The organism is Megasphaera sp. An286, from assembly GCF_002163455.1.
Lineage (GTDB): Bacteria > Bacillota > Negativicutes > Veillonellales > Megasphaeraceae > Megasphaera > Megasphaera stantonii.
In genome coordinates, this window is record NZ_NFIY01000005.1 from 92,298 (window position 1) to 117,035 (window position 24,738).

Sequence of the window (24,738 nt, forward strand, 5' to 3'; positions counted from 1 at the left end):
AAATCGTTTTTCCATAGGCAATGGTCATGTCCCCTTTGTTAGTAATCTGTAAATTTCCGCACGGCTTTTCCGTGAAGGTACGTGCATTTCGCTCCTTGACGGGTGTCGCGCCGCGCGAGCTCAGCGTCGATCATATCGCGGATTTTCCACCAGCCCATGCCCCAGTTGGCAAATTCCGTCGCCTCCTTCGGCGCCCGGCCGATGAGCCGCTGGAACACGATGTCCGGCCGCGTGTATTCCAAAAAGGTCACGACGCGATCTACGTATTCCTCGGCGGAAATAAGCTGTATCTCCCCGGCCTTGTACCAGTCGGCCATGACGGTATTCTTGATGATGTACAGGGCGTGGAGCTTGATTTCGTGCGTCGGCAGGGCGGAAATAATCTTGGCCGTCTCGACGACGTCTTCCATCGTATCCCAGGGCAAGTCCAATATGACGTGGGTGCAGTTGCGGAAGGGATAGGCCTGTATCATCATCATGGCGTCGATGTATTCGGCCAGCGTGTGGCCCCGGTTGATTTTCTGCAGCGTCTTGTAGTTGACCGTCTGCAAGCCGAACTCGACGAGAATATCTACGCCGTAGGTCTCCTTGATTTCCGCCATAATATCAAAATACGTCGTATTGACGCAGTCCGGCCGCGTCGCGACGGCGATGCCGACGATGTCGGGCCGGCAGGCTTCGATGAGGTATTGGCGGAACACGTCGGGCCGGATATAGGTATTGGTGAAATTTTGGAAATAGGCGATGAATTTATTGGCCTTATACTTAGGCTGGATATGGGCGATATTGGCCTCTATCTGCCGCTGTATGGTCATGTCGGCCGGCAGGTTTTCATACCCTGCGCCGATGGAGCCGCAGAAGGCGCAGCCTCGCGTGCCCAGCGTGCCGTCGCGGTTCGGGCACGTATCGGGAATGCTGATGGGCAGCTTATATACCTTTTCGCCGTACCGTTCTTTCAAATACGTCGAATATACATTATATCGTTCGTTCATATCTTATAATTCCCCTGTACTGTGTTTAGGCGGCACGACCTGCCACGATACGCCGCCCTTTCGTTTTTCTGCCAGAACATAGGCTCCTCCTTCGGGAACGGCCGTATAGCGCCGCAGCTCGTCCAGCGTATCCCTACCGACGGGCCAGATGCGGCAGCGCATCTTGACGTCGCGCCAGCTCGTGAAAACGTAATCGGGCACATACTGGCGCAGCCATTCCTCGTCGCGGAACATGGCGTCCGTCTCTTCGCGAGGGGCTTCCTGCCAGCCCAAAAAGCCGGCATGATAGCGGAACTGGAAGCATACCTGCATATCCAGGGCCAGCAAGTCCGCCGCGACAGCCTGCTGCTCTTCCGTCAGGCCCAGCCTGTCCCGGCAGCAATGCCACAAGAACTGGCAGAGCCCCTCGTCCGACAGGGCCTGCTCGTCGTACCCCAGGGCCAGCCATTCATCGGTCAGGCCTTCGTACAAGGCAAAATAATCCCGGGCGTAGATTCGGGATACATAGGACAAAAGGCAGGTAAATTTTCCCGAATTATAGGTTCGTTCAAAAACGTCCTCAAAGACCTTCATGTACCGCACCCGTTCATAAGGCAGCCACGTCGTTTCCAGCACTTCGTAAGGCCCCTGCGGGTCATAGCGGTAGTCGCCGCCGTAATCGCGGCGGATGCCCGAGCCCTTGAGGAGCTTCAAAAAACCAATCTGCAGCTTGTGGGGCCTGAGAGCGTATATATCGTTAAACGACTGGCGCAGGCGGCTGAAATCCTCATAAGGAAGACCGACAATCAAATCCAGATGCAGGTGGATGTTTCCGCATGCCAAGAGCCGTTCCATAATATGCTCGATGCGCGGCCAGTCGTTGTGCCGCCGAATAGCCTGCAGCGTCGGCTCGTGGGTCGACTGAATGCCCATCTCCAGCTGGATGCGCCCTTTAGGAGCCGCTGCCAGCAGCTCCAGGTCTTCGTCCATGAGCAGGCCCGGCTCGATTTCCAAATGGAAGTTGATATCTTCGATCACGCCAATCATATAGCGCAGCAGCGGCCGGTAGTGGGCCGGATTGCAGTTGAAGGTCCTGTCGACGAATTTGACCTGATGCACGCCGGCTGCGACGAACTGTTCCAGCTCCTGCAGCACGAGGGGCACGGAGCGGAAGCGGACGGCGTCGTTCATGCCCGACAGGCAGTATTGGCAGTGAAACGGGCAGCCGCGGGAGCTTTCGTAATACATGATCTTATGGTCGAGCAGGGAAAAATCCTGCCCCTCATAGGGAAAGGGCAGACGGTCCAGCTCGGCCACTTCCTGATAGGCATCACTGCCCTGAATCTGGCCTCCGACTCGTCCCATAACGCCCGGTACAGCCGTCCCGTCTTCGCCTCGCGCTAAGGCCTGCAGAAAGGCCGGCACCATATCTTCTCCCTCACCTTGAAGTACGTAATCAATGTCGGGATGGTCCCGCAATATCTCCTCTGCCGTATAGGACACTTCCGGCCCGCCGACAAAGACGATCGTCTGCGGCCGCACCTGCTTGATGAGGGAAATGATATGGCAGGTCATTTCGATATTCCATATATAACAGGAAAAGCCGATGATATCGGCGTCGAACTTGGAAATGCGGCGCAGAATGTCATAGGCATGCTGATTGATCGTATATTCCGCCGTCTTCACCGCGACGCCCTGCCGGCGGCACGCCGTATAAAGGCAGCGCAGCGCCAGGGAGGAATGGATGAACTTGGCGTTTAAGATAGTCAATAACGTGTTCATGTAAGTCTTCTTTCCTTCAGTCAGAAAGTAATATCACTACAATTATACTACATGCCGCTCCTTTTCGCACCCTATGAGGCTATGCGATTTTGCACAGTCGCCTTAGACCTGTCGGGCATACGCGGCGTATCTTCCGCCCTCTCTATTCACAATGGCGCCTATGGAGTATAATAATAGGTATGAAATTATTTATCAGGGAGGCATATCTATGCTGAAAATTGCTCTCGCCCAGCTTGATATACATGCCGGCGACCCGCGCTTCAATACCGCCGCCATGAAAAAAGCCATCTCCAAGGCTAAGCAGCAGGGCTGCGACATGATTATCTTCCCGGAACTTTCGATTCCGGGCTATTTTATCGGCGACGTCTGGGATCAGCCCGACTTCATCGACGACTGCGTCCGCTTCGGCGAAGAAATCCAGGCCGCTTCAGAAGGAATTACCGTCGTCTACGGCAACGTAGCCAAGGAACCGGGCCGGGTCAACTTAGACGGCCGGACCCGCAAGTACAACGCCATGTTCATCGCCAGCGACGGCAAGCTCCTGTCGCCGGAACGGTCGCCCTATCCGTTTTACATCAAGACGCTCCTTCCCAACTACCGGGAGTTCAGCGACATCCGCTATTTCACATCCCTCATGGAAGTGGCCCAGGAGCGGCGCGCCTTTCCGGAAGACTTTTTGTCGCCCGTCCACATCGCCTTCGCCGACGGACGGAAGCTCTGCGTAGGCCCGCTCATCTGCGAAGACAGCTGGGACGACAACTATCCCTTCAAGCCCATGTCGTACTTAGGCAATACGTACGATATCGACCTGTTCGTCAACATTTCCAGCTCTCCCTTTACGCAGGGCAAGACGGAGCGGCGTCACCGCCTGTTCGGCAAGGCCATCGGCGAAATCGGCAAGCCCGCCGTATACGTCAACTGCACGGGCATCCAGAACAACGGCAAAAATGTCTACACCTTCGACGGTTCCAGCAGCGCCTACGACAAGGACGGCCGCCTTCACTACGAATGCGCCGCCTTCGGCGAAGAGCTGGCCATCGTCGAATACGACGAGCAGAACCACGTCTTCACGTCGCCGGTCCACGTCAACGAACAGCGCGGCAGCACGGCCGACATCTACGCCAGCCTGCATTACGGCCTGAAATCCTTTATGGGCTCCCTCGGCCTGGATCACGTCGTCATCGGCGTATCGGGCGGCATCGACTCGGCCGTCAACGCCGCCTTATACGCCACAGTCCTTCCGCCGGAACACATCCTCTTAGTCAACATGCCCAGCTGCTACAACTCGGAAATGACCAAGGGCCTGGCTAAGGAGTTAGCCGATAACCTGGGCTGCCTGTATACGGTCATTCCCGTACAGGACAGCCTGGAATTGACGCGCCGCCAATTCAGCGACGCCGTATTATATAAAAACGACGTCGAAGCAGGCCGTCTGGAGATGACCAGCTTCATTGAAGAAAACATCCAGGCCCGGGACCGTTCCAGCCGTATTCTGGCCGCAGCGGCAGCCGCTTTCGGCGGCGTCTTCACCTGCAACGCCAACAAGGCCGAATCGTCTGTCGGATACGCTACGCTGTACGGCGACAGCGCCGGCTTCCTGGCCGCGACGGCCGATTTGTGGAAGCATCAGGTCTACGACCTGGCCCGGTACTTGAACGACGAAGTGTTCAAACGGGAAGTCATTCCCCGCGGCTCTATCGACATCGTCCCCAGCGCCGAGCTGTCTTCCAATCAGGACATCACCAAAGGCCAGGGCGACCCCCTGGTGTATCCCTATCACGACTACCTCTTCGCCGCCTTCATCGAACGGTGGCAGCGGGCGACGCCGGAGTCGATTCTCCAATGGTATGCCGACGGCACGCTGGAAGAACACATCGGCTGCCCCATCAAGGTGCGCGACCTCTTTCCCGACGCGGCGTCCTTCATCGCCGACTTGGAAAAATGGTGGCGCCTCATCGCCGGCTTTGCCGTCGCCAAGCGCATTCAATGCCCGCCAATCTTATCCGTCAGCCGCCGTTCCTTCGGCAACGACCTGCGGGAATCGCAGCTCAAGCCGTATTATACGACGCGCTATTTGGAATTAAAAGAAAAACTGCTGCAAGGCAGATAACTGCATATACGACGCATACAGCCGCATCGCAGCGATGCGGCTTTTTGTCGTACACCGTATTGAGCATACAGAAAAGGAGTTCTCACGGGAACATACCCACGAGAACTCCTTTTCTGCGCTTTCAGCCAACGGTGCTGCACAAGGCAGCACCGCTGAGCCAAAAACGTAAATCCAGTATCGCCCTTCCAGTCAAAAGGGAAGCTGCAGATACAATACTCTTACATATCACCTAATCTGCCGATGGTCTGTTTCTTCTTCACCGGCTGATGGCCGATTTTTTCAACGAGGATAAACAGCATCGGAATGAGGAATACGCCCAGAATCGTCGCCATAGACGTACCGAAGACGACGACGATACCCATGGTGACACGGGATGCCGCGCCGGCGCCCGTAGCAAGAGCCAACGGGATAGAGCCTACGACGAAGGCCAGGGACGTCATGACGATAGGACGGAGACGAATCTTCGCCGCTTCAATCGCTGCCGATACGGGATCCATGCCGCGTTCATCGACACGGACTTTAGCGTATTCGATAATCAGGATGGCGTTTTTAGCCGCCAAACCGATAACGGCGAGAATACCGATCTGGAAGTAAATGTTGTTCGTCTGGTCGAAGATGTACGTGAACAGCGTCGCGCCGAACAAGCCGGCCGGCACGCTGAACAGTACGGCGAAAGGTACCTTCCAGCTTTCGTACAAGGCTGCCAATACGAGGAATACGAAGAGGATAGCCAGACCGAAGACGTAAATCGTCTTGTTGCCGGCTTCGACTTCTTCACGGCTCATGTCGGCCCATTCATAGGTGTAGCCTTCGCCGAGCGTATCGGCGGCGACTTCCTGCAGGGCTTTCAGCGCATCGCCGGAGCTCTGGCCGGCAGCCGGAGCGCCCATGATCTTAATGGCCGGATAGTCGTTGAAACGAGTGATAATAGAAGCCGAGCCAATCGGACGGGGCCGTACGAAGTTGGCCACGGAAATGAGCTCGTTATTGGAATTGCGGACGTAGAGGTTCTTGTTGCCGTCGACGGTTTCGCGGAACTGCGGAGCCGCCTGGATGACGACCTTAAAGTTACGTCCGAAAATAGTGAAGTCATTGATCTGGTACGAGCCGTAGAAAGACTGCAATGTCTGGTATACAGAGCTCATGGATACGCCTTCTCTGGCAACCATGTCGCGGTCTACGTCGAGGTAATACCCCGGCGTATCGTTGGAAAAGGCCGTATAGACGGAACCGATTTCCGGCCGTTTCGCCGCTTCGGCGATGAACTTATTGGCCGTTTCCATCAATTCGTCTGTCGTGTGGCCGCCGCGGTTTTCGATGTGCAGCGTAAAGCCGGCAGAAATGCCCATGCCGTCAATAGGCGGCGGGTTGATGGCGACGACCGAAGCCTGGGGAATCTGCGCGCCGTGCGCCATGATCTTGCCTACCAGCGCGTCGACGGACATGCTCGGATCTTTACGCTGATCCCAGTCTTCCATGCCGACGAAAGCCGTCGCACCATTCGTCTTAGCGCCGCCGGCCAGCATGTTGTAGCCAACGATATTCATGGACTGCGTAACGCCGGGCTGCTGTTCAATCCAGTTGCCCAAATCGACGGCAATCTGCTTGGTAATCGTCTGGGACGTGCCTTCCGGCAAGGTCGTGCTGACGATGACGAAGCCGTTATCTTCCGAAGGCACGAAGCCTGTCGGAATGATGGTGAACAAGAATCCGGAAATGCCGGAAATCATAATCAGGAAAGCGACGCTCCACTTGATGCGCCGGTTCAAGTGCACCAGACGGATACCGTACCAGTTCGTCATGCGTTCAAAAGCACGATTGAACTGCTGGAAAAATTTAAAGATGCCTTTCGGATTTTCCGTCGGTTTATGAACCTTCAGGATAGAGGCGCACATGGCCGGCGTCAGCGTCAGGGCGACGAAGGCCGAAATGGCCACGGAAATAGCAATCGTAAAGGCAAACTGCCGGTACAAAATACCGCTCATGCCGCTCAGGAAGCCGACTGGGATAAATACGGACGCCAGTACGCAGGCAACGCCGATAACCGGGTTCTGTACGTTCTGCATGGCGATGATCGTCGCTTCCCTCGGCCCCTTGTTGTTGTACTTGATTTCATATTCGACAGCTTCGATAACGACGATGGCATCGTCGACGAGAAGGCCGATGGCCAAAACCATGGCGAACAAGGTCAGGGTATTAATGGAGAAATCTAAAATCGTAAAGCAGGCAAAGGTCCCGAGCAGCGATACAGGAACGGCGATCAGCGGGATCAGCGTCGACCGACCGCTCTGGAGGAACAAGTATACGATAGCCGCTACGAGGAGCAGCGCTTCCACAAAGGTGTGAATAACTTCGTTGATAGACGCCGATACGAACTTCGTGCTGTCGTAAATAATACGGTAATCCAAGTCGGATGGGAAGGATTTTTTAGCTTCTTCCAATACTTCCCGCGCGCCGCTTACAGTCTGCATAGCATTGGCGTCTGACGTCAGGCTGACCATGAAGCCGGCCTGAGGCTGGCCGTTGAAGTTGCCTTCCACGTTATAATCCTTTGCACCCAATTCTACCGTGGCGACATCGCCGACGCGAACCATCGTTCCGTCCGGATTGGTACGGACGATGACATCTCGGAATTGTTCGGCAGTCTGGAGACGGCCTTCAGCGCGCATCGTATACTGGTACGTCTGATTGTTTGTCGTCGGCTGCGAACCGATGGAGCCGACGGCAGCCTGAATATTCTGGCCTTCAATAGCGGAAATAATATCCGTCGGCGTAACCTGAAGGATATTCATCTTCAGCGGATCCATCCAGATACGCATGGCGTAGTCAGAGCCGAATTCTTCGACGTTGCCGACGCCGGAAACGGATTTCAAGGCATCCATAAAGAACTGCGTTGCATAGTTCTTCATGAACGTGGCGTCATAAGTACCGTTCGGGGAATACAAGGCGAAAACCATAGCCGTAGAACTCGTCGATTTCTGGACCGTAACGCCTGTTGCCGTAACTTCCTGCGGCAATGTCGCCTGAACCTGGCTGACGCGGTTCTGCGTATTAACCGTGTCCATGTCGTCGTTACTGCCCGTTTCGAACTGGACGGTCAGGGAATACCGGCCGCTGTCGTTACTGGAGCTGGACATGTTTACCATGTCGTCGACGCCGATCATCTGGCGTTCGATGACGCTGGCGACGGTATCACTGATAACTTCGGCGTTAGCGCCTGTATAGGTCGCGGACACGCTGACCTGCGGAGGCGTAACGTTCGGATATTTTGCGACAGGCAGGGACATCATCGCCAAGAGACCAGCAATCGATATGATCAACGATATGACGATGGCGAAGATCGGCCTGTCAATAAAGAATTTTGATATCACTCTCTCGCCCCCTATTTACTTTCTGTTTTCACAGCTATATCGGAGCCGCTTTCAATTTCGGCTTTTGTCAGCAAGTGCTGATCGAGCGTCGCGCCGCCCGTAGCTTTCTGGTAGCCGTCGACGATGATGAGGTCGCCGTCGCTGATGCCTTCGTTGATAATCCAGAACTTGCCGACCTTCTGACCCGGCGTAACGGGCTTATTCTGCGCCTTGCCTTCGCTGTCGATGACTGAGACGAAGTAGCGGCCCAGGGTCTGCTGTACGGCACGCTGCGGAACCATGACGGCGTGCTGCTGTACCTGTGTGTCAGAAACGACGGTAGCGTACAAGCCCGGAATCAGGAGGTTCTGCGGATTTTCAAACTGCGCTTTGATAATGATGGAGCCGGAATTGCCGTCCATGCCGTGGTTAATCTGCACGACGTGGCCTTCATAGGCGTACATAGAGCCGTCGCTCAGGCGCAGCTGCAGATGGTCTCCCCAGCTGCCCGGTTCGTCCGACCGCTTCTTCATCATCTGCAGGTATTCCGCTTCGCTGACGGAGAATTCTACGTACACAGGATCTAACGTAGAAATCGTCACCAAGTCGGTCTGGCCGGCTGTAGCGTACGTGCCGACGGCTACGTCGTCGACGTTGAGCTTGCCGCTGAACGGAGCGTATACGATCGTATCGTCGACGTTATCCTGAGCAGATTGCACCAGCGCGTCGTTGGCTTCCAGCACAGCCTGCTGCTGCCGCGTCGCCGCTTCCTGATCCGTCAGTGTCTGAACGGAAATCGCGTCCTGCTCGACCAGCTGCTGATACCGGCGCAGGTTGAGCTGCTGATTGGCCAGATTGGCCGCAGCCTGAGCCCGGTTGGCCTTGGCGTTTTCCAAAGCCGCATCGTATTCGCGGCTGTCGATACGGAATAAAGGCTGCCCCGCCGTGACCTGCTGGCCGCCCTGCACGTATTTTTCAACGACGCGGCCGGAAATCTTAGCGCGTACAGGAACCTTATCCGTCGCAATGACCGTGCCGCTGTACTCGGCCCGCACAGGCGTGTCTTCCGCCGTTACCTTATACGTATTGACGGCGACAGGCGCCTTCTGCCCGGCCTCCTGAGAGCCGCACCCTGCCAATAACGACGCGACAGTCAGCACCGTCACGCCCATCGTGAATACCTTATGTTTGTGTATCATTCGTTACTTGCCTCCTGTCTTTTTATTCCGTATAAAATTACACGGATACATTTTTCCATATATTCGGAAAAAGAAGATTCATGTTCCGACTCGTCGAAGTATTCCAATATATCATCGGAAGCGCTGTGCAGCATGTGAATCAGAAGAAACTTATCGACTTCCTTAAAGGAATCTTCCTGCTGCGCTTGTTCGAACAACTGGCTCAGCAGCGCCCAATCCATGCGGCGCCGTTCTTCCAGCGCGGCGCAGACCTCGGGCATCTTGCGCAGGATTTCATCGGTCTTGCGAACGGAAAGGACAGAGATATAATGCGTCTTTACGTTGAAGAAGTTTATGATTTTTTCTTCCGTCGTCATCTCCGTATTCGCCAGCAGGGCCACATGCTGTTCATGTATGTCGTCGATTAAAGAAAGCATCGATTTCTCAATAATTTCCTGCTTCGATGAAAAATGCTCGTACAGCGTGCGCTTGCTGATGCGAAGGTTTCGAGCCAAATCATCCATATGAAAATCCGCACCGCGGCGGTTGATTTCATGCAAAGCTTCGGCAATGATCTTTTCTCGAATATCTGCCGCCATTTCAACACATCCTATGTAGTGTAGTAAACTAAAAATGAAAACTCAGTACCAATTTATAGTTTAATATACTCTATCTTATTAGTCAATAGAAATTATCTGGGTGATGAAAACTTTTATTTCTTTTTAAGTTTCCGACGGCCATCCGTTAGTATGTCTTTCCCAAAGACGCAATGCGTATTTTCATGATGGCCTTTTTAATCGGTTTCCCCTCTCCGTCGGGAGCGCAGAGGCAGCGATGGCCGTCGGCAGGCGTAAAGACGGCGAAGGTTCCCGGGACCATGCGAATTACCGTATCTTCGCCAATGCGGGGATTATAAAACCAGGCATCGGACGCCGAGCGGTCTTCCACGACGGCGCCGGCGTTGCGAATGGGCTGATAACCGATGATTTCGTCTCCTTCAATGACCGTCTGGATGTCGATGTACTCGCGATGGGCTTCCATCGTCCGCTCCGCCGCCGGATGGGTTTCGCCGACGTCGACGTTCATGTAGTTGCCGTCGCCCAAGTCGTGACGGCCCGGTGCCAGCGAAGCCAAATCGTATGACGCCAGCTTTTCTATCCACCGGGCTAAACCCGCCGGCACATACGGAATTTCTTTTTCCCACTGCTTTAAGTTACCTACGTACATAGCTCGTCCCTCCTAGTCTTCTTCCTGTTCCCGCTGCGTTACGTTTTTATCGAACAGCGCATCGGCAAATTGAGCCGCGTCGAAGGGCCGCAGGTCGTCAGCACCTTCGCCGACGCCGACCCAGCGGACAGGCACGCCCAATTCCCGCTTGATAGACAAGATAATGCCGCCCTTGGCCGTGCCGTCGAGCTTGGTCAGCACGACGCCCGTCAGGGGCACGACATCGCCGAACAGCTTGGCCTGGCTGACGGCGTTCTGTCCCGTCGTCGCGTCGAGGACCAGCAGCGTTTCATGAGGCGCGCCGTCGATGTTGCGGCCGGCCACGCGGGCCATCTTCCGCAGCTCTTCCATGAGGTTTGATTTCGTGTGAAGCCGTCCGGCCGTATCGACGAGGAGTACGTCGATGCCCCTGGCCTTAGCCGAAGCCGTAGCGTCGAACACGACGGCCGCCGCGTCGGCCCCTTCCTGATGCTTTACGATAGGCACGTCGTTCCGTTCGGCCCAAATCGTCAGCTGCTCCGATGCAGCGGCGCGGAACGTATCGCCGGCGGCCAGCATGACCTTTTTCCCCTGCTGGGTGTAATACTTGGCCAGCTTGCCGATAGTCGTCGTCTTGCCGACGCCGTTGACGCCGACGATGAAGATGACCTCCGTCGTCCCCGTCCGGTCCGGCATGGGCTCGGCGTTTTCCTCCAACAGCTCGACAACGCATTTTTCCAAATAAGGAACGACGTCGTTTCCGTCGCGAATCTCTTTCGATTTGACGCCTTCTCTGATTTTACCCAGCAGGTAATCCGTCGTTTCGACACCGATATCGCTGGTCAGCATGACCGCTTCCAAATCCTCGTACATTTCGTCGTCGATCTTGGCGTAGCCGCGGACGACCGTTTCAATATTCTGAATAAATGATTTCTTCGTCTTTTCCAGACCTTTGCGCAATTTTGAAAAAAAGCCCATGATTACGTTCCTTTCTCTAAGAGTTCGTCTACTTTAACAGTTAATAGCCGGGATACACCCCGTTCTTCCATCGTCACGCCCTGCAGCGTATTGGCAGCTTCCATCGTCTTGCGGCGGTGCGTAATGACGATGAACTGCGTCGCGCCGCTGTAATTTTTCAAATAGCGGGCCATGCGCTCGACGTTGGCCTCGTCCAGGGCCGCGTCTACTTCGTCGACGAGGCAGAACGGCGCCGGATGATAAGCCAGGAAGGCTAGGAGCAGGGCGATGACCGTCAGAGCCCGTTCGCCGCCGGACAACAAGGACAGCTGCTGCTTTTTCTTTCCCGGCGGCTGAATCATGATCTCGATGCCGGCGTTCAGCACGTCCTGCTCGTCCGTCAGCACGGCCTTAGCCTGGCCGCCGCCGAAGAGGCGGCTGAAAATCTGCTGAAAATGGCCGCCGATCTCGCCGAGAGCCTGACGGAACTGGGCCGTCATAGCGTCGTCGATTTCGGCGACGATGTCTTCCAGCTTGGCCCTCGATTCCTGCAAATCGGCGCATTGCTTCTGGTAAAATTCCTGCTGCGCCAGTGCCGCCCGGTATTCTTCCTCAGCGTTGCCGTTGATCTGCCCCAGCTCAGCAATGCGCCGCTTCAAGTCGGCCACGCGGTCGTGGAGCTCTTTCAGCGAGCCGTCGCGCCGCCGTTCCATCGCTTCCTGCCGCGTCAGGCCCTGCAGGGCCAGCAGTTCTTCGCCGCGGCGTATGTCGCCGCTGTATTTTTCCAGCTGCACGTTGGCGGCGCTGAGGCGCTCGCTGCACAGCCGTTCCCGTTCCCGCAGCTCCGTCAGGGCTTGCTCCAGCGTCTGGCTTTGCCGGAAGTTTTCTTCCCTGTCGCGGTAAAATCCTTCTTTTTCCGCATCCTTCTGCTGCGTTTCCCGTTCTTTCAAGGCAACCTTTTCCGTCAATTCCTGCAGCAGCGTTTCCGTTTCCGTCAAGCGGGCCTGCCATTCGCGCCGCCGGTCGGACAGCCCTTCGCCGTCGCGGCCATGCTGCGCCGTTTCTTCGCAGTGCCGGCGCAGCTGCTCTCCCGCCTGGCGTACCTGTTCTTCCAGCGTCGCCACGGCAATCTGCCGCTCCGTAAGGGTTTGACGGCATTCCTCCGCTTCCTGCAAGGCCGCCGTCCGCGCCGCTTCCAATTCCTGCGTATTTTCTGCCGGCGTCTGTTCCAGGATGGCCAACGCCTCTTCCTGCCGCACCAGCTCGGCCTGCATATCAGCCCGCACCTGCTGCAGCTGCTCTGCCTGCCCGTCGAGGCGCTGCAGTTCTTTCCGCGCTTTCTCCGCTTCCTGACGAGCCGACGCAGCCTGCCACTGCCGCTTCTGCAGCTCTACCTGCAGCGCGCGGCTCCGCTCGTCTTGTTCGTCAAGGGCTCGTTTCAGCTCGTCTGCTTTGCAGCGCGTCTCGCGCCCTTGGGCAGCCGTCCGTTCCTTGGCCGCCCGAAGCTGGACGGCCTGTTCCTTTAAGTCTTCCAGCAAAGCCCGCCGGCTGATCAGGGAGCCTTCCTTGGCCTTCAGGCTGCCGCCGGTCAAAGAACCGCCAGCGTTGAACTGTGTGCCGTCCAGGCAGACGATGCGCAGCCTGTATCCATATTTCCGCGCCGTCCGGGAACCGGCGTCTACCGAATCGGCGACGAGGGTCTTTCCCAAAAGCGACGCAAAAATACCGGCATAGGCCGCGTCATAGGTCAAAATATCGCTGGCAAATCCGATGATGCCCGGCTCCTGGGCTGCCGCTTCTTCGTCACGGGTCCGCCGGCGTTCCTTCACCGTATCGAGGGGCAAAAATGTCGTCCGGCCGGCTCGGCGGTCTTTTAAATAGGCAATGGCCGCCTTCGCCGTCTGTTCGTCTTCTGTCACGATGTACCGGGACGCCGCGCCTAAGGCGACGTCCAGCGCCGCGGCGTAGGCCGGCGGTATGCGGCACAGTTCTCCGACGAGGCCGCACACCTGGCGTCTCCAGCCTGTCTTGGCGTCCAAAACGGCCTTAGCCGGACGGCCTGCCCCTTCGTGCTCCTGCTCCATACTTTCCAGCACGCGGATGCGCTGAGCCAGCGCGTCTTCCTGACCTCGCTGGCGGCGGTACGTATCTTCTATGCGCTGCAGCGCCTGCGCAGCTTCTTCCCATTGGCTGCGGCTGGACGCTGCAGCCCCTTCAGCCGCTGACGCTTCTTGCCGCAGGGCTTCTTCCTGCGCCGCCGCGTCGCCGCAGCGCCGCTCGGCTTCTTTCCGCGCCGCCTGCTGCGCCCCTACGGCCCGCTGCAGCTCATCGCAGCGTTCTCCATTTTCCTGCAGGCGCCGCCGCAGTTCTTCTGCATCGCGCCGCAGGACAAACAGCTTCTGCTGGCGGTCCGAATTAGACGCAGTTACCTTTTCCAGCTCAGCCGCAGCCTGACGGGCCTGCTCTTCCGCCTTGCCGAACAGGGCCTGCGTCAGGGCCAGGCCTTTCCTGGCCGCAGCCAGCTCCGCCGTCTTCTGAGCCGACAATTCCTGCAGCTCCAGGCCGCGCTTAGCAGCGTCTTCCTTCTTTTTCTGCCAGTCCCGTTCTTCCCGATCCAGCTCCGTGCCCCTTTCCTTCAGCGCTTCCTTGCGCTGGACGAAAGCTTCGCGGCGGCTTTTCATGCCGTCCAGTTCAGTATGGACCTGTCGGGCTTCGCTGTCGAGTCGCCGCATCGTCTCCCCTTCCCGCTCCATAGCGGCCATCAGGGTACTGCGCTTCTCTTCGGCTTCGGCCAACGCCTTCACGACGTCCTGCCGTTCCGTCAGCACGGCCAGGCGGTTGTTTTCCGCCTTTTCCAGCAGCCGTTCGCAGTTGCGCAGTTCCTGCAGGGTCAGCGTCCCTTCGTAGGATATGCGCTCTGCGTCTAATTCGCGGAAGGTCCGCAAGGTTTCGGCCTGTTCCTTCATGGGCCCCAGGCGGTCTTCCAGCATGGCCATCATGTCGCGGATACGCTCGACATTTCGCTCCGTCTCGGCGATTTTCCGCAGGCCTTCCTGCTTGCGGCCCTTATAGCGGCTGATACCGGCCGCCTCTTCAAAGATAATGCGCCGGTCTTCGGGCTTGCTGTTCAGGATGCGGTCAACACGGTTCTGCCCGATGACGGCCATAGAATCTTGCCCGATGCCCGTATCGGCAAAGAGCATGTGAATGTCCTTCATCCGGCAGGGACGCTTGTTGATGTAATACTCGCTGTCGCCGGATCGGAACAGACGCCGCGTCACGACGACTTCTGCAAAGTCTACGTCCAGCGTGCCGTCGCTGTTGTCAAAATACAGCGACACCTCCGCCGCCCCCTGGGGCCGCCGCCTTTCCGTGCCAGCAAAAATGACGTCTTCCGCCTTCTGCCCGCGGAGCTGGCGCACGTTTTGCTCGCCCATGACCCAGCGGACGGCGTCGGAAATATTGCTCTTGCCGCTTCCGTTCGGCCCGACAATCGCTGTTATGCCTTTGTCAAATACCAGTGTCGTTTTGTCTGCGAAGGATTTAAATCCCCGCAGCTCCATTTTCACTAATCGCAATGGACCGTTCCTCTTTCCTCGCGGCAGTTTTCTTAAAACAATACAATAAGGTTATAATATATGATAGGAACAACCATACCCAGCGTATAATCGGCCACCTTGAGCTTCGTCAAGCCCATCATGTTCAAGGCGATAGCCAGGATCATGACGTTGCCTACGGCGCTGAGCTCGCGGATGACATCGGGCGTCATGAGGGGCGACAGCAGGGACGCCGCGGCATACACGGCCAGCTCGTATACGATGATGACGATGCCTACCGGCACGGCGCCCACTCCATACAACGCTCCGAAAATAAAGGCCGATATGCCGTCAATGGTAGATTTCAAATATAAGAGCGTCGTATCTCCTAAAAGAGCTGCCTGAATAGGCCCTAAAATAGCCATCGCGCCGACGACCTGCATGACCGACAAGGTGACGAAGGCCTCGACAAAGTTCGAATCGCCGCCGGCTTTCATGCGGTTCCGCAGCCAAAGGCCGAAGGACTGCATCCGGTCTTCGATAGCCAACACCGTCCCAACGGCCACGCCGATGGCGATGGACAACACCATGAGCAGTATGTTTTCCGTTTGAATGGCGCCCTGAATCGCCATGACGGCCAGGCACAGACCGATGGCCGAAAAGACGGCCTTCGATACGTGCTCCGGCACGCCCTTCTTCAATATGACGCCCAGCACGGCGCCCAAAGCGGTCGCTGCCCCGTTGATAATTACAGCAATCACAATATATCCCCCTTTTGCTGCTTCCGCAGCTTCTCTGTACGTATCTTTCGAATTCCTTCGCCTCGCGGCGCGTCTTGCAAAAAGATATACTTACTCATTATAACAAATTCTCTCTTGTTCGTGTAGTCTATTCTCTGCCTTCGCCGCGGCGGACGGCCAGCCTCTTCCATTTCCCCGTTTACCCTAAATTTACAGTTCATTTCGTTTAAAATCTGCCCCTTTCCCTTGACTTGATAGATATTTATGATTATATTAGAATTTGGATTCGAAAGTCCGCTAAACTAAGAGGAAACGGAGAAGCGCCATGATTCAAGTATACAAACACAATAACGGCCACCTGGAAAATAATATTTCCCTGGTGTCTGCGGAAAAAGGCTCATGGATCGACGTCGTAAATCCCGATTCGGAAGACTTACAGCTCGTATCGATGGTAACGGAAATCCCGACGGACGTGCTGAAGACCGCTCTGGATACGGAAGAACGTTCTCACGTAGAATTAGAAGACAACTACATCTTCGTCGTCATCAACATCCCGATTATTCTGGAAACGGACAGCTACGACACCTTGCCGCTGGGCATCTTTATCACGCCCGATTTCATCATCACCCTGTGCATCCAGGAAACGGAAGTCATGCGCGCGTTCACGGAAAATAAATATCCTCTGTTTTATACCTTCAAAAAAACGCGTTTCTTGTTCCAGATACTCTATCGCTCGGCCACGTTGTTCCTAAAATACCTGATGCAGATCAACCACCGCACCGACGATATCGAAGATATCCTGCGCCATTCCATGCGCAACAAGGAATTCTTCCTCTTATTGGAATTACAGAAGTCCCTGACCTACTTTACGTCGGCCCTGCGGGGCAACGGCATCGTCATGGAGCGTCTCATGCGCCTGCGCCGCAACACGTCTCTCCATCACCTGCTGAAGATGTACGAAGAAGACGAAGACCTGCTGGAAGACGTTATCATCGAAAACAAGCAGGCTATCGAAATGGTTGAAATGTACTCCAACATCCTCATGAGCATGTCTGATACATTTGCCTCTATCATTTCCAACAACCTGAACATCGTCATGAAATTCCTGGCATCCATCACGATTATCCTGGCCGTGCCGACGATCATCTTCAGTTTTTGGGGCATCAACGTCCCCCTGCCCTTTGCCAACAATGTCATGGGCTTCGTATACGTCATTGCCATCGCCTTTTTCTGTGCCCTCTGCGCCGTCTTTATGCTGTGGCGAAAGGATTTATTCTGACAAACAATTGTATACTGCAAAAGCTGGCCTCGCCGCTGCCGAAACAGGCAGTCGGTGATGACCAGCTTTTTTTGTGTTCAAAAGTAAATTATTGTCCTGCCGTCATGCTCTTAATCGGCTCAAAGCTGCGCCGATGGATAGGACAGGGCCCGTACTGCCGTATGGCGTCGATGTGGCGCTGCGTCAAATAGCCTTTATGGACGGCAAAGCCGTACTGAGGATAAGCCTCGTCGTATTCCATCATGACCCGGTCCCTCGTCACCTTGGCGATAATCGAAGCCGCCGCAATAGACGCGCTCTGGCTGTCGCCGTGGACGACGGACTGATGCGGCACCGCCAGGTCCTTCAAGGGCATGGCGTCAATGAGGACGGCTTCAGCCGGCACGGCAAGACTGGCCGCTGCTTCGTACATGCCCTGCATCGTAGCGTGATAAATATCGAGGGCGTCTATTTCCTGCTCCGACTTGGCAACGCACGACACGGACACGGCTTCGGCCATGATTTTATCATACAATGCGTCCCGTTTCGCCGCCGACAGCTTTTTGCTGTCGTTTAATCCGGGACATTCCCAGTAAGGCGGCAATATGACGGCGGCTATCATGACCGGCCCGGCCACGGGGCCTCGTCCGGCTTCGTCGATGCCGGCGACGTGGTATATGCCGTCGTTATAATAGGCCGTTTCCAGGGAATACATGTGCATAACCCGTTCCCGTTCGGCTTCTTCCTTCATCTTGCGGCGGATATAGGTATCCGCCAATTTTTGCACGGAAAGGCGGCGGTCTTCCTTCATCGCCTGCAGCAGGGCCATGATGTCGGCAGGATTCTGTTCCAGCAGGGCTTTAATATCGGCAGTCTTTAACTGCCCGATGTCGATCATGATTCGCCGCCCCCAAAATCTTCGCCGCAGCGGTCCAGGGAAATCAGGCCGATTTTGCCTTCTCGGTATTCCTTCAAAATGAGCTTATATGTCTTCTCCATGTCGACGACGCCGCCTGCTACGATGCAGCCCCGCTTGCGTCCGATAGCTTCAATCGTTTCCAAGGGCGCGGCGCCCAACGCGTCCAGCTTAAATCGCGCCAGCAGCTCGTCGACGTAAAACCGGCTCAATTCTTCAATGAGCTGGGTAATGACCGTTTCCATATCGAATACCGTGTCGGAAATGGCCCCCGTCGCGGCCAGCCGATAGGCGCTGACCTGATTTTCCAGCTTAGGCCACAATACGCCCGGCGTGTCGAGAAGGTCGAGCTGATCGCCGATGTGAACCCACTGCTTGCCCTTCGTTTCGCCCGGCTTGTCGGCCGTCTTGGCGGCGCTGCGCCGGGCCAGCTTGTTGATGAGCGTCGACTTGCCTACGTTGGGAATGCCGAGAATCATCGTCCGCACGGAACGGTTCTTCAGCCCCCGGGCCCGCCAATGGGCCAGCTTGGGCTCGGCCAGCTTGCGCACCAAGGCGACGAGCTGCTTGACTCCCTTGCCATCCTTGCTGTTTAAGGGCAGCACGATGCGTCCCTGCTCCTTATAATACTGTACCCATTCCCTGACCATGTCCGGGTCGGCCAAGTCGGCCTTGTTCATGACGACGACCGACGGCTTCTGGCCGATGAGGCTGGCTATCATGGGGTTGGTGCTGCTCATGGGGATGCGGGCGTCGACGAGCTCGATGACAACGTCGATGACCTTCAGATTTGCTTCTATCAGCCGCCTGGCTTTCGCCATGTGGCCGGGATACCAGTTGATAATCATAACGTACCTCTCTTTTGTCTGTGTTTCGTTTCTATTGTAGGAGATTCTGTCCCTGCCGTCAACTGGCAGCCGGCCTTCGCGCGACTTGTCCGCCGCGCCGGGTTCTTCCGCTTAGAATGCGAAAATCAATTCTGCCCGCGTCTGTTCTTCCGGATCAGCCATGCCGCCGGCCTTGGCTTCCGTAGCGAAGGACTGCATGACGCTGAACATGGCGTTCTTGGCAAATACATAGTTGACGCCGACGCCCCATGACGTCAGATTGTCCATCTGCGAGGCGAAGCGCCACGACGTCGTAAAGCCGCCGAGCCAGGTACCGTCTTCTGCGTCGATGTATTCCGTCCAGATATCCCACGATTTCGGGATTGCCATGCTTGATTTCCCGTACATCAGGCGGCCGATGAACAAGTCGGCAGAGCCGTCGTCGTGCGTATATTTCGTATCATGGTTTAAGTTCGTGCGTTCATACTGAGCCAATACATTCCATTTCGAGCCGATGTTGACGCTGGCATAGGCGCCCCATAAGGAGTCGGCGTTAAAATCCCTGTTGGCTTCTCCGTTCCCAGTCGTATTGAAATCATTATAATATACGCCGGCAGCCGAATCGCTGCCAAAAAAAGCTTCGATTTCGCCGTAGCCGGTCTTTACGCCGTTGATGGAATCATCGCCTTGGACGCTGCCGGCCATGACATTCCCCTTTTTGAATTTGCCGTAGCCCGCCGTAAGAGCAAAAGCATCTGTACGGTATTGCCCTTCAGCACGGTCGAAAATATCGCTGTACGTGTACCCATAGCTGCGCGGGCCGCCGATCTTGTATATATCCGTCCGGCCGAGGCTCAGATAAAAGGAATCCGTCTCGTAGTCGACTTTGAGGGCGTCGGCAAAGGCGTCGTTCGTGCCGCCGCTGACCGCGCCGTTTTCACTGAAGCTCTGCCAGTCCGAGCTGATGCTTACGGTGGCTTTCAGCCGTTCGTCGAGCTGTGCCTGTCCGCGAAGGCGGATGCGGTAATCCCAGGAATCGTCATTTTCCTTGCCGACGCGGCTGCCTGCAGAATTCTGATAGCGATAGCGGAAGCGGGCGTCGCCGCTGAACTTCACATTGCCGACCTTGTTCTCTAAAGCCGCGACGCGAAGGCCGAGGCGGTTCAGCTCTTCGGCGTACTCGTCGGCCAGCTTGTGAATCACGGCCCGCTGTTCTACCGACGCCCTGTCCATATGAGCCATGGCCTTAGCGACCATTTCAGCCGCTTCATACCGCGTAATGGAACGGTTTCCCTGAAAATAATTTCCGTCTACGCCCTGAATCACGCCGGCCTCAGCCAGCTCCGCCACAGAGCGGTAAGCCCAGCTGTCGGCAGGCACGTCGGCAAAGGGATTGGCAGCACCGGCACTCGTCATGCCCATTGTCAGGATACTGGCCGCCGCCATAGCGATTAGTTTCTTCATCATGTATAACCCTCATTTCAAACGTATAGTGCGTTCTATCTCCACTCCGTACGCAGCATTTCCAGCCGTCGCATGCCACGCGGCTTGTACGCCCTATGAAGACACAACGCTACTTATTTTGCCTGATATATCCGATCTTGTCAACTATGAAATGAGAAAAAGTATGGCCAGACGAACCGTTTTGTAATAGGAAAAGGACATGCCCTGCACGGGCACGCCCTAACGTATATCCTATGCTATTATCCTTTGCGCGTAGCCGTCAGTTCCTGAATATGAGCGACGACTTCGTCGACCGGTTTTGCGCCGAGATCGCCTTTTGCTCTGTCGCGGAGGGACAAGGTATTCGTTTCGATTTCCTTGTCGCCGATGATAGCCATGTACGGAACCTTTTCCATCTGAGCCTTGCGAATCTTGTAGCCGATCTTTTCGTTGCTTTCGTCTACTTCTACGCGGATGCCCAGTTTCTTGAATTTCTTGCGCAGTTCCAAAGCATAGGCCAAATGCTTATCGGAAATGGGCAGGAATTTGATCTGTACCGGAGCGAGCCATACGGGGAAGGCTCCAGCATAGTTTTCGATGAGGATGCCCAGGAAGCGTTCGATGCTGCCGAAGCAGGTACGGTGTACCATGACCGGGCGATGCTTCTGGCCGTCTTCGCCGACATAAGTCATGTCGAAGCGTTCCGGCATGAGCATATCAAGCTGGATCGTACCGCACTGCCAAGTACGGCCGATGGAATCCTTGACGTGGAAGTCGAGCTTCGGACCGTAGAAAGCGCCGTCGCCTTCGTTGACCTGGTACGGAATGTTTCTGTCTTCTAATACCTTGCGCAGGGTGCTCGTCGCTAATTCCCAAATTTCGTCGGAGCCCATGGAGTCTTCCGGACGAGTGGACAATTCGACGCGGTATTCCAAGCCGAATACGTTGTAAGCCTTGTCAAACAAGTCGATAACGCCGGAAATTTCTTCTTCCATCTGGCTCGGCAGCATGAAGATGTGGGCGTCGTCCTGGGTGAAGCAGCGAACGCGGAACAAGCCGTGGAGGGCGCCGTGGAGCTCATGGCGGTGAACCAGGCCTAACTCAGCCATCCGCATGGGGAAATCGCGATAACTATGGACGTCGCTCTTATATACGAGGATACCGCCGGGGCAGTTCATCGGCTTAATCGCGTACGGTTCGTCGTCGATAGTCGTGAAGTACATATTATCGCGGTAATGATCCCAGTGACCGGACTGTTCCCACAGGTGGCGGCTCAGGATCGTCGGCGTGCTGATTTCGTCGTATTCCGCTTCATCGTGCAGTTCATACCAGAATTTGAGCAGCGTCTTGCGGAGAACCATGCCTTTTGCGTGGAAGAACGGGAAGCCCGGGCCTTCTTCGTGGAAGCTGAACAAGTCGAGCTGCTTGCCCAATTTACGATGGTCACGCTTTTCCGCTTCAGCCAGCATGTGCAGATATGCATCCAAGTCGTCTTTCTTTTCGAAAGCCGTGCCGTAAATACGCTGAAGCATCTTATTATGTTCATCGCCGCGCCAGTACGCACCGGCCACCGTCAGCAGCTTAAAAGCTTTGACCCGGCCCGTCGTTTCGCAGTGCGGTCCTGCGCACAAATCGACGAAATCTCCCTGGCGGTATAAGGAAATCTGTTCGCCCTCCGGCAGGTCTTCAATCAATTCTACCTTGTAGTCCTGACCGGCGTCTTTAAACATTTTCAGCGCTTCGTCGCGGGATACGACTTCTTTCGTCAAAGCGAGATTTTCTTTGACGATTTTTTCCATTTCTGCTTCGATGGAGGCGAAATCTTCCTGCGTAAACCGGTGTTCCGTATCGAAATCGTAGTAAAAACCGTTTTCGATGGACGGGCCGATAGCGAGTTTAACATCCTTGAACAAACGCTGAACGGCCTGCGCCATGATATGGGATGCCGTATGGCGGAGCGTGTCCTTCCCTTCCTGGGCGTCAAAAGTCAGGAATTCAACGGTAGAACCGTCGACGATGGTTTCCCGCAAATCCGTTACGTCTCCATTGACTTTCGCTACCAATACTTTCTTAGCCAAGCTGTTGCTCAGCTCTTTTACGGCATCATACAACGAAATGCCGTCGGCAAATACTTTTTTGCTGCCGTCTTTTAACACTAATTCTGCCATAATACATCCTCCTTAATAAAAAAGCTCCCGTCCTCAAGGGACGAGAGCATGCTCACGTGGTTCCACCCTAGTTCATCAGTAAAATACCGATGTACTCAAACGCTATAACGTGGCGACCGAACCGCCGTACTGCAACTTCCGGCGATTAGCTCCAAGGGGGTAACACTTTCACGCTTTAAGGGCACTCACACCAATTATGCCCCTCTCTGATAAAGCCGCTGAAAATATCATGTCCTTTTCAAGGCTTGTTACATATTTCTATGTATGCGTAAATTATACGACGTACGATGTACCTTGTCAAGAAACTTTAGTCTTTTTTTACTTCAAATTAAGAACTTAAAGAACTGCAGCTACGTAAAAAGGACTGCCCGAAGACAGTCCTTTTTTAGGCTTATGGAAATCTAGGTATTATGCCATACCTTTGGCTGCTTTAATAGCTGCTGTGAGTTTGGGAACTACTTCGAAAGCGTCGCCAACGATACCGTAGTCGCAAACTTTGAAGATCGGAGCATCTTCGTCTTTGTTGATAGCGATGATGCAGTCAGAACCCGTCATGCCTGCCAAGTGCTGAATAGCACCGGAAATAGCGCAAGCGATGTAGAGTTTCGGGCCAACAGTCTTACCTGTCTGGCCAACCTGATGGAGAGCGTCGATCCAGCCAGCGTCAACAGCTGCACGGGATGCGCCGACAGCGCCGCCCAATACGTCTGCCAATTCTTTCAGGATACCGCCGTCAACAAACGGTTCAGCGCCGTTCATGCCGCGGCCGCCGGCAACGATAGCGTCAGCTTCTTCGATCTTAACGCCTTCGCCGCCCATTTTAATGAGTTCAACGAATTTCGTCATGAAGTCAGCGTCGGAAAGTTTTGCTTCCATTTCGATAACTTCGCCTGTAGCGCTCGGATCAGCTTCCGGTTTTTTGAATACGTTCGGACGAACAGTACCCATCTGCGGACGGTTATCCGGGCAAATGATTTCAGCCATGATGTTGCCGCCCAAAGCCGGACGAGTCCAAACGATCGTCTTGCCGTCTTCGTCAACGGAAAGACCCGTGCAGTCAGCCGTCAAGCCCGTTTTCAGGGAGTTAGCGACGCGGGGGCCGAGATCGCGGCCGATGTTCGTAGCGCCTACGAGGAATACGTTCGGTTTAACTTCATGGAAGAAGTCGCACAGAACTTTAGAGTAAGCCGTTGTGTTGTAGTTAGCCAATTTTTCATCGTCATATACATATACTTTGTGAGCGCCATGAGCGATGAGTTCCTGTGCCAACGGTTTTACGTTATAACCAATCAGTACCGCACCTACTTCGTCACCGATGCCGTCAGCCAATTTACGGCCCTGGCCCAACAGTTCGAAAGATACGTTACGTAATTTGCCTTCGAATTGTTCAGCGATTACATATACGCCTTTGTATTCTGCTAAATCCATTTTCACTGTTCCTCCTTAGAAATTAGATGATTTTGTTTTCAGTCAATTTAGCCATCAACTGATCTACTGCTACCTGGGCGTCTTCTTCGTTAATAACGAGACCCTGTGTTCTCTGAGGCGGTGTGAAAATCTTACGAACTTTTGTCGGAGAACCGCTCAAACCAATCTGAGATTCGTCAGCGTTGATGTCAGCAGCAGACAATTCAGGAATTTCACGACGTTTTGCTTTCATCGTACCACGGATGGTCGGGAAGCGCGGTTCGTTCAATTCTTTAACGGCTGTAATCAAAACGGGGAACTGAGCTTCCGTTACGATGTAGCCTTCTTCGTTCTGCTGTTTAACCGTTACAGTCGTGCCTTCAACTTTGATTTCGGCAGCATATGTAATCTGAGGAATACCGAGTTCGCAAGCGATCTGCGGGCCAACCTGAGCCGTGTCGCCGTCGATAGCCTGTTTGCCGCAAAGGATGATATCGAACTGTTCGATGCCTTTGAGTTCAGCAACTTTTTTAACAGCCTGAGCCAAGCAATAACCTGTAGCCAATGTATCAGAGCCGCCAACTTTGCGGTCTGTCAGGAGATAAGCGTCGTCAGCGCCCATTGCCAGAGCTTCGCGCAATACGTCTTTTGCCTGCGGGGGACCCATGGAAAGGACAGTAACCTTTGCACCCTGATTGTCCTTCAACTGCAAAGCTGCTTCCAAAGCGTTCTGGTCAAAGGGGTTGAAAATGTTAGGAACACCAGCACGAATGACGGTATGTTTTACGGGGTCAATCTTAACTTCTGCTGTGTCCGGAACTTGTTTGACACATACCAATATTTCCATTTACGTTTGCCTCCTAAAAAAAGTATCTTTTTATTCAACAGG

General features: G+C 55.0%; 17 protein-coding genes and 1 other annotated feature. Of the genes, 2 read left to right on the plus strand and 15 right to left on the minus strand.

Going from position 1 to position 24,738, the window contains the following annotated elements; genetic code table 11:
- Positions 1-38 precede the first annotated feature (38 nt).
- Positions 39-992 carry a TIGR01212 family radical SAM protein gene (locus B5F80_RS03955; protein ID WP_087477522.1) on the minus strand — a complete coding sequence of 318 codons (954 nt, stop codon included), beginning with the start codon at positions 990-992 and terminating at the stop codon, positions 39-41.
- 3 nt (positions 993-995) lie between these two features.
- Positions 996-2,753 carry a B12-binding domain-containing radical SAM protein gene (locus B5F80_RS03960; RefSeq protein WP_087477523.1) on the minus strand — a complete coding sequence of 586 codons (1,758 nt, stop codon included), beginning with the start codon at positions 2,751-2,753 and terminating at the stop codon, positions 996-998.
- A gap of 208 nt (positions 2,754-2,961) precedes the next feature.
- Here B5F80_RS03960 and nadE point away from each other — a divergent pair, with 208 nt between their 5' ends.
- Entirely contained in the window at positions 2,962-4,863 is a 1,902-nt protein-coding gene (nadE, locus tag B5F80_RS03965) for an NAD(+) synthase (protein WP_087477524.1), read from the plus strand.
- A gap of 218 nt (positions 4,864-5,081) precedes the next feature.
- On the opposite strand, the gene B5F80_RS03970 is transcribed toward nadE, so the two are convergent.
- The 7 genes from B5F80_RS03970 to B5F80_RS04000 all read right to left on the minus strand — a co-directional run bounded on the left by B5F80_RS03970 (position 5,082) and on the right by B5F80_RS04000 (position 15,851).
- Complete coding sequence (locus B5F80_RS03970; RefSeq protein ID WP_087477525.1) at positions 5,082-8,234, minus strand: multidrug efflux RND transporter permease subunit; 3,153 nt, start codon at positions 8,232-8,234, stop codon at positions 5,082-5,084.
- An 11-nt stretch (positions 8,235-8,245) separates the two neighbouring features.
- Entirely contained in the window at positions 8,246-9,412 is a 1,167-nt protein-coding gene (locus B5F80_RS03975; protein WP_087477526.1) for an efflux RND transporter periplasmic adaptor subunit, read from the minus strand.
- The gene (locus tag B5F80_RS03980) at positions 9,409-9,990 is read right to left on the minus strand and encodes a TetR/AcrR family transcriptional regulator (protein WP_087477527.1); all 582 of its coding nucleotides are present in this window, start codon (positions 9,988-9,990) and stop codon (positions 9,409-9,411) included. The genes B5F80_RS03975 and B5F80_RS03980 overlap by 4 nt, the downstream gene beginning before the upstream one ends.
- Before the next feature lie 145 nt (positions 9,991-10,135).
- Positions 10,136-10,618 carry a YhcH/YjgK/YiaL family protein gene (locus tag B5F80_RS03985; RefSeq protein ID WP_087477528.1) on the minus strand — a complete coding sequence of 161 codons (483 nt, stop codon included), beginning with the start codon at positions 10,616-10,618 and terminating at the stop codon, positions 10,136-10,138.
- A gap of 12 nt (positions 10,619-10,630) precedes the next feature.
- Positions 10,631-11,575, minus strand: a complete 945-nt coding sequence (gene ftsY / locus B5F80_RS03990) for a signal recognition particle-docking protein FtsY (RefSeq protein ID WP_087477529.1) — start codon at positions 11,573-11,575, stop codon at positions 10,631-10,633.
- A gap of 2 nt (positions 11,576-11,577) precedes the next feature.
- The gene (gene smc, locus B5F80_RS03995) at positions 11,578-15,123 is read right to left on the minus strand and encodes a chromosome segregation protein SMC (RefSeq protein WP_239386301.1); all 3,546 of its coding nucleotides are present in this window, start codon (positions 15,121-15,123) and stop codon (positions 11,578-11,580) included.
- Between the two features lie 41 nt (positions 15,124-15,164).
- Positions 15,165-15,851 carry a DUF554 domain-containing protein gene (locus tag B5F80_RS04000; RefSeq protein WP_087477531.1) on the minus strand — a complete coding sequence of 229 codons (687 nt, stop codon included), beginning with the start codon at positions 15,849-15,851 and terminating at the stop codon, positions 15,165-15,167.
- Between the two features lie 304 nt (positions 15,852-16,155).
- Here B5F80_RS04000 and B5F80_RS04005 point away from each other — a divergent pair, with 304 nt between their 5' ends.
- Positions 16,156-17,109 carry a magnesium transporter CorA family protein gene (locus B5F80_RS04005; RefSeq protein WP_087477532.1) on the plus strand — a complete coding sequence of 318 codons (954 nt, stop codon included), beginning with the start codon at positions 16,156-16,158 and terminating at the stop codon, positions 17,107-17,109.
- Positions 17,110-17,197: 88 nt separating this feature from the next.
- Here the strand turns inward: B5F80_RS04005 and B5F80_RS04010 are convergent, their stop codons facing one another.
- The 6 genes from B5F80_RS04010 to B5F80_RS04035 all read right to left on the minus strand — a co-directional run bounded on the left by B5F80_RS04010 (position 17,198) and on the right by B5F80_RS04035 (position 24,696).
- A complete protein-coding gene (locus tag B5F80_RS04010) occupies positions 17,198-17,986 on the minus strand; it encodes a ribonuclease HII (protein ID WP_087477533.1) in 789 nt (262 codons plus the stop codon).
- Complete coding sequence (ylqF, locus tag B5F80_RS04015; RefSeq protein WP_087477534.1) at positions 17,983-18,852, minus strand: ribosome biogenesis GTPase YlqF; 870 nt, start codon at positions 18,850-18,852, stop codon at positions 17,983-17,985. Before ylqF ends, B5F80_RS04010 begins: the two co-directional genes overlap by 4 nt.
- Positions 18,853-18,963: 111 nt before the next feature.
- Complete coding sequence (locus B5F80_RS04020; RefSeq protein WP_343224275.1) at positions 18,964-20,298, minus strand: S-layer homology domain-containing protein; 1,335 nt, start codon at positions 20,296-20,298, stop codon at positions 18,964-18,966.
- 236 nt (positions 20,299-20,534) lie between these two features.
- Positions 20,535-22,442 carry a threonine--tRNA ligase gene (gene thrS / locus B5F80_RS04025; RefSeq protein ID WP_087477535.1) on the minus strand — a complete coding sequence of 636 codons (1,908 nt, stop codon included), beginning with the start codon at positions 22,440-22,442 and terminating at the stop codon, positions 20,535-20,537.
- 33 nt (positions 22,443-22,475) lie between these two features.
- Positions 22,476-22,693: a binding site (T-box leader), on the minus strand.
- Positions 22,694-22,850: 157 nt separating this feature from the next.
- Entirely contained in the window at positions 22,851-23,870 is a 1,020-nt protein-coding gene (locus B5F80_RS04030) for an electron transfer flavoprotein subunit alpha/FixB family protein (protein ID WP_087477536.1), read from the minus strand.
- A 22-nt stretch (positions 23,871-23,892) separates the two neighbouring features.
- On the minus strand, positions 23,893-24,696 hold the full coding sequence (locus B5F80_RS04035; protein ID WP_087477537.1) for an electron transfer flavoprotein subunit beta/FixA family protein: 804 nt from the start codon (positions 24,694-24,696) through the stop codon (positions 23,893-23,895).
- Positions 24,697-24,738 lie beyond the last annotated feature (42 nt).